Source organism: Candidatus Krumholzibacteriia bacterium, from assembly GCA_035649275.1.
Taxonomy (GTDB): domain Bacteria; phylum Krumholzibacteriota; class Krumholzibacteriia.
The window spans coordinates 1-9,854 of the sequence record DASRJW010000133.1 but is presented as its reverse complement, the minus strand read 5'-3'; the positions used below and the strand labels follow the sequence as shown (position 1 = coordinate 9,854).

General features: G+C 66.3%; 8 protein-coding genes. All 8 read right to left on the bottom strand.

Annotated elements, in window-relative coordinates; all coding sequences use genetic code 11:
* On the bottom strand, positions 1–3,011 hold a 3,011-nt coding region (locus tag VFE28_14360; protein HZM17181.1), incomplete at its 3' end, for an efflux RND transporter permease subunit.
* Positions 3,011–4,138 (bottom strand): efflux RND transporter periplasmic adaptor subunit, encoded by a 1,128-nt coding sequence (locus VFE28_14355; GenBank protein HZM17180.1) that lies wholly within the window; start codon positions 4,136–4,138, stop codon positions 3,011–3,013. The genes VFE28_14360 and VFE28_14355, both read right to left, overlap by 1 nt.
* Positions 4,139–4,153: 15 nt before the next feature.
* Positions 4,154–5,731, bottom strand: coding sequence for a TolC family protein (locus tag VFE28_14350; protein HZM17179.1), 1,578 nt, complete (start codon positions 5,729–5,731; stop codon positions 4,154–4,156).
* Complete coding sequence (locus tag VFE28_14345) at positions 5,728–5,964, bottom strand: Os1348 family NHLP clan protein (GenBank protein HZM17178.1); 237 nt, start codon at positions 5,962–5,964, stop codon at positions 5,728–5,730. The genes VFE28_14350 and VFE28_14345 overlap by 4 nt, the downstream gene beginning before the upstream one ends.
* A gap of 244 nt (positions 5,965–6,208) precedes the next feature.
* Complete coding sequence (locus tag VFE28_14340) at positions 6,209–6,892, bottom strand: isoprenylcysteine carboxylmethyltransferase family protein (GenBank protein ID HZM17177.1); 684 nt, start codon at positions 6,890–6,892, stop codon at positions 6,209–6,211.
* A gap of 1 nt (position 6,893) precedes the next feature.
* A complete protein-coding gene (locus VFE28_14335; protein HZM17176.1) occupies positions 6,894–7,298 on the bottom strand; it encodes an ester cyclase in 405 nt (134 codons plus the stop codon).
* A gap of 43 nt (positions 7,299–7,341) precedes the next feature.
* Positions 7,342–9,402, bottom strand: a complete 2,061-nt coding sequence (locus VFE28_14330; protein HZM17175.1) for a sigma 54-interacting transcriptional regulator — start codon at positions 9,400–9,402, stop codon at positions 7,342–7,344.
* Positions 9,403–9,525: 123 nt separating this feature from the next.
* A complete protein-coding gene (locus VFE28_14325; protein ID HZM17174.1) occupies positions 9,526–9,807 on the bottom strand; it encodes a DUF427 domain-containing protein in 282 nt (93 codons plus the stop codon).
* Positions 9,808–9,854: the final 47 nt, after the last annotated feature.

Genomic DNA, 9,854 nt, shown 5'->3' with positions numbered 1-9,854 from the left:
GTCCGTGCGACGAGCATGTAGATCGACGGCACGACGAAGAGGGTGAAGAAGGTCCCGATGATCATGCCGCTCACCAGCATGATGCCGATGCTGTTGCGCGCTCCCGCGCCCGGCCCGTGGGCGAAGACGAGGGGCAGGTGCCCAACGACCGTGGCGGCGCTGGTCATCAGGATCGGCCGCAGGCGGGTCGCAGCGGCCTCGATGACGGCTCCCAGCTTCGCTGTCCCTGCTTCCTGCAAATGGTTGGCGAACTCGACGATGAGGATCCCATTCTTCGCCACCAGGCCGACCAAGGTGATCAGCCCCACCTGGCTGTAGATGTTGAGCGTCGTGAACCCCAGGAAGGAGAAGAGCAAGGCGCCGGAGAGGGCTAGGGGCACCGACCCGGCGAGGATGACGAAGGGATCGCGGAAGCTCTCGAACTGAGCCGCGAGCACCAGATAGATCAAGATCGCGGCGAGGAGGAAGGTGCCGAGGAACTTGCGGCCCTCGGTGCGCAGCTGGCGCGACTCACCGGCGTAGTCGATGGTGAATCCCTGGGGCAGGATCTTCCCGGCTTCCTCCTCGAGGAAGCGCAGCGCCTGGTCCAGCGACACCGGCGGCGGGATGACGCCCTGGATGCGCACGGCGTTGAGCTGCTGGAAGCGCTTGAGCTCCCGCGGCTCCGTGGTCGTCCGCAGGGTCGCGAAGGTCGATAGCGGCACGAGCCGGTGGTCCGGCCCGGTGACGTAGATTTCTCCCAGCTGCTCCGGCGTCAGGCGTTCGCTGCGTTTCACCTGCGGGATCACTTTGTAGCTCCGGCCTTGGATGCTGAAGCGGTTGACGTAGTCTCCCCCGAGCAAGGTGGAAAGATCCTGGCCTGCCTGGCTCATGTCGACCCCTTGCGATCGCACCTTGTCGCGGTTGAAGACGACTTCCGCCTGCGGCTGATCGAACTTGAGATCCGCGTCGGCGAACATGAAGAGCCCGCTGGCGAAAGCCTTCATCACCAGCTGGTTGGCGAGCTCGTAGAGCTGCTCCGGCTCGGCCGTGGAGGCGATGACGAAGTCCACGGGGAAATCGCCGCCGCCCGGGAGGGCAGGCGGGATCAGGGGAATGACCCGCACCCCCGGGATCTTCGACAATCCTACGGACGATTCGAGCTGCAACTGTTCCGCGTTTTTTGTCCTCTCCTTCCACGGTGTGGTCACCATGCCGCCAAAGCCCCCATTGGGATACGTGATCTGGAAGGTGTTCTTGGTCTCCGGGAAGGAGCGATAGACGTCGTAGACCTCGTCGGCGAAGAGCTTGGTCTGGTCCAACGTGGAGTTGGCGGCGGCCTGGATGATCCCGAAGACGACGCCCTGATCCTCGTTCGGCGCCAGCTCGCGCTGCGAGAACAGGTAGAAGGGCACGATCAACACCACCACGATCGCCCAGAGGACGAGCACCACCGGTCGATACGCCAGCGTCGAGGACAGCAGCCTGGTGTAGGCACTGCGTACGCCGTCGAAGCGCCGGTTGATCCACCCGGCGAAGCCGCGCTCCGAGCCACCGGCGCGCAGGAGCTTGGACCCCATCATGGGCGACAAGGTGAGGGCCACGATGCCGGAGACGATGACTGCACCGGCGAGGGCGAAGGCGAACTCGCGGAACAGTGCTCCCGTGAGACCGCCCTGGATTCCGAGCGGCGTGTAGACCGCCGCCAGCGTGATGGTCATGGCGATGATGGGTCCGATGAGCTCCCGGGCGGCATGCAAGGCCGCACGAACCGGCCGTTTGCCGAGGCGCAGGTGGCGCTCGACGTTCTCCACCATCACGATGGCATCGTCGACGACGAGGCCGACGGAGAGCACGATGGCCAACAACGTCAGCAGGTTGATGGTGAAGCCTGCCAGCTGCATCATGAACACCGCGCCGATGAGCGAAATCGGGATCGCCACCACGGGAATGAGCACCGACCGCACCGAACCCAGGAAGAGGAAGATGACGCCGACGACGATGAGGAGCGTCTCGCTCAAGGTCTTGAGGACCTCGTGGATGGCGTTCTCGATGTATTCGGTCGAGTCGTAGGGAATCCCCGCCTTCATCCCCACGGGAAGCTGCGCCTGGATACCGGGCATGGCGTCGCGCACCCTCCCGATCACCTCGAGGGCGTTCGCCGTGGGCAGCACCCAGATGCCCATGAAGGTGGCCGTCTGACCGTCGAAGCGAACGTCCTCTTCATAATTCTCCGCCCCCAGCACCACATCGGCGATCTCTCCCAGCCGCACGATGGTGTTCTTCTCTTCCTTGACCACGAGCTGCCGGAATTCTTCCGCCGTCTCCAGGTTGGTGTTGGCCACCAGGTTGACGGACACCATGGTTCCCTTGGTTCGCCCCAGAGCGGAGAGGTAGTTGTTCTGCGATAGGGCCTCGCGCACCATGGACGGAGAGATGCCGAGCGCCGCCATCCGCTCGGGCTTGAGCCAGATGCGCATCGCGAAAGTCCGGTCGCCCAGGATGTCGGCACGCTGCACGCCGCTGATGGAGCTCAGCTTCGGCTGCACGACGCGGGTGAGGTAGTCGGTGATCTGGTTCTGATCGAGGTCCTTGGACGAGAAACCCAGATACATGGCGGCGAATTGATTGTCCGCGGTTTCCAGCTCGATGACGGGCGCCTCGGCCTCGGGCGGCAGGTCGTTGCGGACCTGAGCGACCTTCGCCTGCACCTGGGTGAGCGCCGCGTTGGTGTCGTAGTTGAGCTTCAGGTGAATGGTGATCGTGCTCAAGCCCTGGGCGCTGGAGGACTCGATGTAGTCGATGCCGTCGGCGCTGGCGATCACGCGCTCGAGGGGGGTGGTGATGAAGCCGCGCACGAGGTCGGCGTTGGCGCCGACGTAAGCGGTGGTCACCCGGACGATGGCGATGTCGCTACGCGGGTACTGCCGGACGCTGAGCGAACGGATGGACTGCAACCCGGCGATCAGGATGACCAGGTTCACCACCGCCGCCAGCACCGGCCGGCGGATGAAGAGATCGGTGAACTTCATCAGCTGTCCTCCGGCTGAGGTGAAGGATTGTTGCCGGGTTGGACCTCATTGTTGACCTGCACTGCGGCGCCATTGCGCAGCTTGAAGACCCCCGAGGTCACCACTTGGGCGCCGGGCTCGACCCCGGAGAGGACAGCCACCTGATCCCCCCGCGCGCTCCCGAGCTTCACGAACTGCTGGCGGACGCCGAGATAGCTCTTCCCATCTTTACCCTTGATCTCTTCGACGAGGAAGACCGTGTTGCCGTAGGGCGCGTACTGCACCGAGGACGCCGGCAAGGCGATCATCGGTGTGCCGGCTCCCACGACGACCTGGGTTTCGACGAACATCCCAGGGCGCAGCGTGCCGTCGGCGTTCGCGAAGGTCGCCTGCACCTCTACGTTGCGGGTCGCCTCGTCGACGATGGAATTGATGGCCGTGATCTTGCCGGGGAACTCCACGCCCAGCTTGCCTTCGAGCGTCAGCCGCACCTCGGCGCCGACGACGAGCGCGGCCACTTCCTGTTGCGGCACTGCGAAGTTCACGTAGATGGGATGCAGCGTCTGTAGCGGCACGACAGGATCGCCCCCCGACAGGTACTGGCCGAGATTGACCTGGCGGATGCCGAGGATGCCCGCGAACGGCGCGCGGATCGTCTTGCGCTCGATGGTGGCGCCGATCTCGCCGACCCGCGCCTCCGCCTCCTTGGCTTCGGCGCTGGCCCGGTCGTACTCCGCCTGCGAGGTGACTCCCTTCTCCCGTAAGCCCCGGAAGCGCTCCAGGTTGATGTTGGCAAGGTCGCGTTGAGCCTCCGCCGCCGCCAGCTGGGCGCGCTCCTGGCTCGTATCGAGCTGCACGAGCACGTCGCCGGCACCCACCGTGCGCCCGGAGTCGAAGCTGATCTTCTCCACGATTCCCGGCAGATCGGCGCTCACCGTCACCCCGTGCACAGCGACCATCGTCCCGATGGCGTGGAGAGTCGATGGCCATTGCTCCTGCTCGGCGACGATCGTCGTCACCGCCTCGGGGGGCGGTTGGAACGCCGACGCCTGGGCGATGGCCGTTTGGATCTGACGGAATTTCACCAAGCCGATCACGCCGAGAAAGACGGCAATCGTCGCCAGCATGAGGATCATTCGCTTCGCCATGAGAACCGGGCCTCCTTAGGGCGTTGTGTCCACTTCGATGCCGCGCTGTTCGAGCAGCGAGCCGGTCGCGCGCGCCATCTCGGTGTGCGCCGTGCGGTAATCGGTCTGTGCAGTGATCTCGGCGAGTTGGGCCTGCGAGAGATCGTTCTGGCGCGTGAGCACCAGGAAATTGATGGAAAGACCCACGCCGTAGCGATCGCGCTCGGAAGAGAGCTGGACCTCTGCCGCCTCCCGGCCGGCGCGCGCCGCCTCGATCCTCTGGCCCGCCGACTGCAGGGCAGCGGCAGCATCGAGGACCTCGGAGCGGACCCGTTTGCGAGCGCGGGCGAGCTCGGCGTCCGCCTGCTGCTCGACGTTGCGTGCTGTCGTCGCGGCGGCACGCGCCGTCCGATTGGGAAGGGGGATCTCGAACTCGAGGCCCACCCGCGCGTCGTCGAAGTGCCCTTCGCCGAGCATCGAGAAGGCTCGGCCCCAGGTGCCTTCTCTGCCACCCGCGATCACCACGGGGACTCCAGGTGGGGTCACGGCGGCCGGGTTCGTGGTGCCCGCCAGACCGAAGCGGTCGTACGACGCGACCACGTCGAGGCTCGGCCAGACCGCGTTGCGGGCAAAGGCGGTCTCGGCGCGCCGGCGCTCGATGGTGGCGTTCGCGGCCTCGATCTCCGGGCGCGAGGCCAGGGCGCGCGCGATCGACGCCGCGACGTCGACGGGAAGGATCTCCATCTGCGCCTCCTCCGCCGGGTCGAAAGGCTCGGCCCAGAAGTCCGTGTCGGAGTCGGCGAGGATGAGGAGCTTGAGCGCGTTCTCCGCCCGCGACGCCGCTTCCTGCGCATCGAAGAGCTCTCCCCGCCGCCGTTCCACCTCGGCCCGCGGCTGGGAGATCTCGTCGTCCGGGCTCGCTCCCTGACTGATGCGGATCTGGGTCTCGGAGAGCTGTTCCTCGGCGAGGTGCACGGACTCGGCGCGTACCTCGACTGCCCGCCGCGCGGCGGCGAGCCTCCAGTACGCGTCTTCGACCGCAGCCACGGTCTCGGTGATTTCGTGCCGTAGTGCAGCGGCCGACAGCCTGCGGTCCGCCTTGGCGAGGCGCACCGTGAGGCGCGCCGTGTCGATTCTCAGGCCGCGCAGGAGTGGTTGCCGCAGCTCCACGCCGGCCTGGGTGCCGTAGGCGGGCGAAAGGAGATCGAAGGTACCGTCGCTCGTACCGCGCGAGGTGCTGGCGCGAAGGGTGATTCGACCCCCCGTCGGTAGGAGTTGTTGGAAGGCGGCGCGCGCTTCGGCCACCTCGATGGTGGGAGCCAGTGCGTCCGCGGGAGCGCCGGAAAAGGCGGAGTTCACCGGCTCCGTGGCTCGACGCCAGCCACCGGCGATCACGAAGAGCGGATCGTAGGCGCCTTTCGCCCCCATCACGCCGGCGTCCGCCGCGGCCAGGGACTGCCGCTCGATCAGGATCCCTTCGTTCTTCTCCAGGGCGAGGTCGACTGCCTCGTCGAGGGTGAGAGCGCGCGCCCCGGCGCTCGTCGCCGTGCCGGCGCTGGCGAAGGCGGGAAGGAGCGCGAAAGCGAGCAATGGGGAGACTCGCCGGGATCTCATCGCGCTCCTCCACGGAGGTCGGTCTTCTGCAGGCGCGGGTCGATGGCTTGGGCGCAGCGGGAGAGGACGCGCGGATCCATGCGGAGCAGGGCCTGCTGCTCACAGGCGTTCAGTTCGACGCCGCGCTGGGCGAGATCCTGCAGCGCCGCCTGGGGGTCGTCCGCGAAGCGGTGGCGGAACGCCTCGTCGGTCAGCAGCTGCCCGATCACTCGTTCGACGTTGGCCTGGGACATCGCGTTCTCCTCTCGGAGGGCACAGCAACTCAAGAGACGTGCCGGGTCCGATGAGGAGTCGATGGCCGCATTCAAGCCCGTGCATTCGCAGCATTTGACCGGGGGAGACGAGGGGGCGCGCGCGCTCTGGCCATGGGGCTACGCTTGTCGATAAATCGACAGGTTGTCGGCAAAGCGGCGGTTTTCCCGGGTCGAACCCGGCGCTGGAACAGAAAGGGGAGAAAGAGGGGCTGAACTTCCGTGGCTACCAGAGGAATGGGATCAGCTTGTATCGGACCCTCTCCGTGTAGGCAGCGTAGCCCTGCAGTTCACGCCTCAAGAACCGTTCCTCGACTTGGATCCTCAGCGCGAGGATGCCGATGGGAACGAGCGCCAGTACAGCAGCAGCGTAAGACTCCAGCCATAGCGGCGTGCCCACCAGCAGGGGGACGGCCCCTGCGTACATCGGGTGCCGCACCACGCTGTACACTCCGGTATCGATCACCCGCTGGTGTCTTTCCTCTTGATGCCTGACCACTGGCGCAGCGAAGGCGTTCTCCGTCAGAGCCAAGCTCATCAACCACCAGCCCGCGACAAAGAGCCCGAGCCCCACGTGCGAGACGATGGCTCCTGGTTTCGGCAGCAGATGCAATCGGAACACATCCAGGGGAATGAAGACGAACAAACCGACGAAGGCAGCGATCAGATGCACCACGACGATCTTGTCGGCGAGCGGCTGCCCTGGCTGGATGGGTGGTTTGAAGCGCTCCTCGAGCAGGCCCTTGTTGATGCGAAGGAGGCTCGCCGTGGTGACGACGGTTCCCACGAGAACCACAGCGAGAATCACCCAGGCACGCCACCAGTCCAGAGTCCCTGCGGGCGCGAACAGCAAGACGCCGAAGATGACGACATTGAGGCTGACCCTGGCGAACAGCTTGGAGTACGACATGTCAGGAGTGGGTGTGTTTCGTGATGTCCCACTCACCCCAGCGCCTGACGATCTGTGTGCCTCGCACCTCCACCACCTCGATGCCCGTGATGTGCGTGGCCTTGTGCGTCGGGCCGACACCCAGGTAGCGGGCTCGATTCGTTCCCACTGCCGACCAGCGGACTGCGATCTTGCTCGTCGCCGTGTCGAGGACGAGGTCCTCGACCTTCGTCTTCAGGTCCGGGAAGGCCAGGGTCAGATCTTTCAGCCCCTGGGCGAATCCGGCTTTCGTGGTAGGACGCCCCGCGGAGGCTGCATCCTCGAACTCCTCGGCATGAAGCCGGTCGAACAAGGCCCAATCCACGGGCACGGTCCAGAGCGAAATCCACTGTTCCGCTAACCGTGTGAGCGTTTCTCGCTCGGTCATGGACGCCCAGCGTACGCTTTGTGGGAGAGGTGCGGCACCCGGCTCACTGGATGCCGTACTTGTCGAGGCGGGTGTAGAGCTGGGCGCGAGTGAGGCCGAGGAGACGGGCGGCCTTGGACTTGTTGCCTCGCGCTTGCCCGAGGGCTCTCACGACGTAGCTCCGTTCCACCGCTTCGAGATCCATGCCGTTGGAGGGGATGGCCGTTTCGGAGCTCGAGGAGCCGTTGTTTCCCGACACGATCCCAGCCGCAGGCTGACGGAGCTGGACCGGGAGATGGGCTCGCGTGATCAGCCCTCCGTCGCAGAGAAGGATCGCCCGCTCGATGGCGTTGCGCAGCTCGCGGACGTTGCCCGGCCAGGTGTAATCGAGCAGCCACTCACGCGCGTCCCGCGAGATCCCGGCCGCCGGGCGCCCCATCGTGCGGCCGAGATCCTGGAGAAAGGCGTCGGCCAGCAAGAGGATGTCCTCGGGGCGGTCGCGGAGCGCCGGGACGCGGATCTCGAACACGTTCAGGCGATAGAAAAGATCCTCGCGGAAGTCGCCGCGCGCCATCGCCGTGGTGAGATCGCGGTTCGTGGCGGCGATGACGCGCACGTCGGCCTTGAGCGTACGCGTGCCGCCGAGGCGCTGGAATTCCCGCTCTTGCAACACGCGCAGGAACTTCGCCTGCACGAGGGGGCTCATCTCGCCGATCTCGTCGAGGAAAAGGGTGCCCCCGGCGGCTTGCTCGAGGCGGCCAATCTTGGTCGCTGCAGCGCCGGTGAAGGCGCCCTTTTCGTGGCCGAAGAGCTCGGATTCGAGCAGCTGCTCCGGGAGCGCGGCGCAGTTGATGGCGACGAACGGCTTCCCGGCGCGGGGGGAGCCCTGGTGGATGAGGTGCGAGACGACCTCCTTGCCGGTGCCGGATTCGCCGGTCACGAGGATGGTGGTCTCCGAAGCAGCCACGCGGCCGACGTGCTCCAAGGTCTCCTTCCAGGACCGGGAGGAGCCGACGATGCGGCTCGCCTCGCGGGATTCGAGCTCCCGCGTCAGCGTCTCGACCGTCGCTGCCAACCGTTCGGCGCTCTCCCGTGCCTCGGCGGCGATCCGGGCCTGCTCCGCCAGCCGGTGATGGGAGAGGGCCAGCGCGATCCGGTCGGCGAGCCGCCGGGCCACTTCGACATCCGGCGTGCCGAATGCCGCGGGCTCGCGATGGAAGAAACCGACGGAGCCGTGCACTTCGCCCGAGAGTCGTACGGGAACACGGAGCCAGGAGCGCATTCCGGTGGCCAGCATGAGACGATTGCGTTCCGTGGTCGGTGCGACCTCGGCCTGCACGTCCTGGATGATCTCGAACTCGAGGAGGCGGCGCTCCGATTCCTGTTCCGTGAGCGAGATCGGTGCCTCGGGCTTGGGGCCGTCGGATTCACCGGCAAGCGCGACGACGGAGAGCTTGCGGGCGGTGCTGTCGAACTCGGTGAGGACCAGGAGGTGGTGCGGCAGGACGGGCTGCACGATGCGAGAAACGCGCTCGAACACTTCGCGGACATCCAGGGACTCCGCCAGCGTTCCGAAGAGCCCTTCGAGTTGATCGAGTCTTTCCCGCCGGCGCCTCTCGGCATCCCAAATGCGCCAGTGTTCGACCGCCGAGCCGAGGAGGGCCGCGATGGGTCGCAACACCTCCTGGTGCTGGTCGGTGAAGACGTGGGGTTGTCGCGAGCACAACCAGACGCCGCCGGTGAAGGAGTTCAAGGATTGGAATGGCTCCCAGAGCGCCGAGCGCGCGCCGGCGGCGAGAATCGCCGCATCTCCCGGGAAAGAGGGGTCCAGCTCCACCTGCGCATCATCGATGCGCGGATTCGGTCCGGAGCGGGGACGGATCCGCGGCGACCAGGACGACAACGCGCAGGGCTGGGAGCATTCCGGGTCGCGCTTTTCGGGAACCGTGGTCGCGTGCGCGACCGCCCGGCCACCTTCGATGATGCGCACGACCCCCATCTGGTCGAAGGGGATGAGCTCGCGGACGGACGTCGCCACGCGATCGAAGACGTCCTGCAACTCGAGGGTCTCCGAGGCGGTCTCGGCAATCTCAGTGAGGACGCGTGCGACGACTCGTGGATCCATGACTCGATCATACAACGAGCCACCCGGCAGCGCGCCGACGCCGGCCCGGACCCCGTCCGAGGTAGGGGTTTGCCCGATGGTGGCGTGAACCGTCGCCTCACTCATGCCCGTACGACGCACCCGTCAGCCGACCTCGACGTCCTCCCAGAACCCCAGCCGGTGTGCCACCTTCGCCATCGGAGCTCCCGGCGCTTCGTAGGACCAAGCGGCGCGTTCGTGGCGCACACCATCGATCATCACATCGTAGAACTGCACGCCGTGCGGGCACTCCAGATCGTCCGCGGTTTTCTCGGACTTCTCGAGCCAGTCCATGCGGACGGCCGCCCGGGGGAAGTACTGGTACCCGCCCACCTCGACGATATCGTCGCTCGCCGCAAGGACGCGGCCCTTCAAGGTTGCCTTCATGCTCGGAGCCTCCCTTTCCGACTCCCCTTACTGGAAGAAGGAAGGCC

Excerpts from the sequence above, each read along its gene's own strand:
- VFE28_14345 (HZM17178.1), bottom strand. The coding sequence starts at position 5,964 with ATGTCCCAGGCCAACGTCGAACGAGTGATCGGGCAGCTGCTGACCGAC.
- VFE28_14340 (HZM17177.1), bottom strand. The coding sequence starts at position 6,892 with ATGTCGTACTCCAAGCTGTTCGCCAGGGTCAGCCTCAATGTCGTCATC.
- VFE28_14350 (HZM17179.1), bottom strand. The coding sequence starts at position 5,731 with ATGAGATCCCGGCGAGTCTCCCCATTGCTCGCTTTCGCGCTCCTTCCC.
- VFE28_14355 (HZM17180.1), bottom strand. The coding sequence starts at position 4,138 with ATGGCGAAGCGAATGATCCTCATGCTGGCGACGATTGCCGTCTTTCTC.
- VFE28_14325 (HZM17174.1), bottom strand. The coding sequence starts at position 9,807 with ATGAAGGCAACCTTGAAGGGCCGCGTCCTTGCGGCGAGCGACGATATC.
- VFE28_14330 (HZM17175.1), bottom strand. The coding sequence starts at position 9,402 with ATGGATCCACGAGTCGTCGCACGCGTCCTCACTGAGATTGCCGAGACC.
- VFE28_14335 (HZM17176.1), bottom strand. The coding sequence starts at position 7,298 with ATGACCGAGCGAGAAACGCTCACACGGTTAGCGGAACAGTGGATTTCG.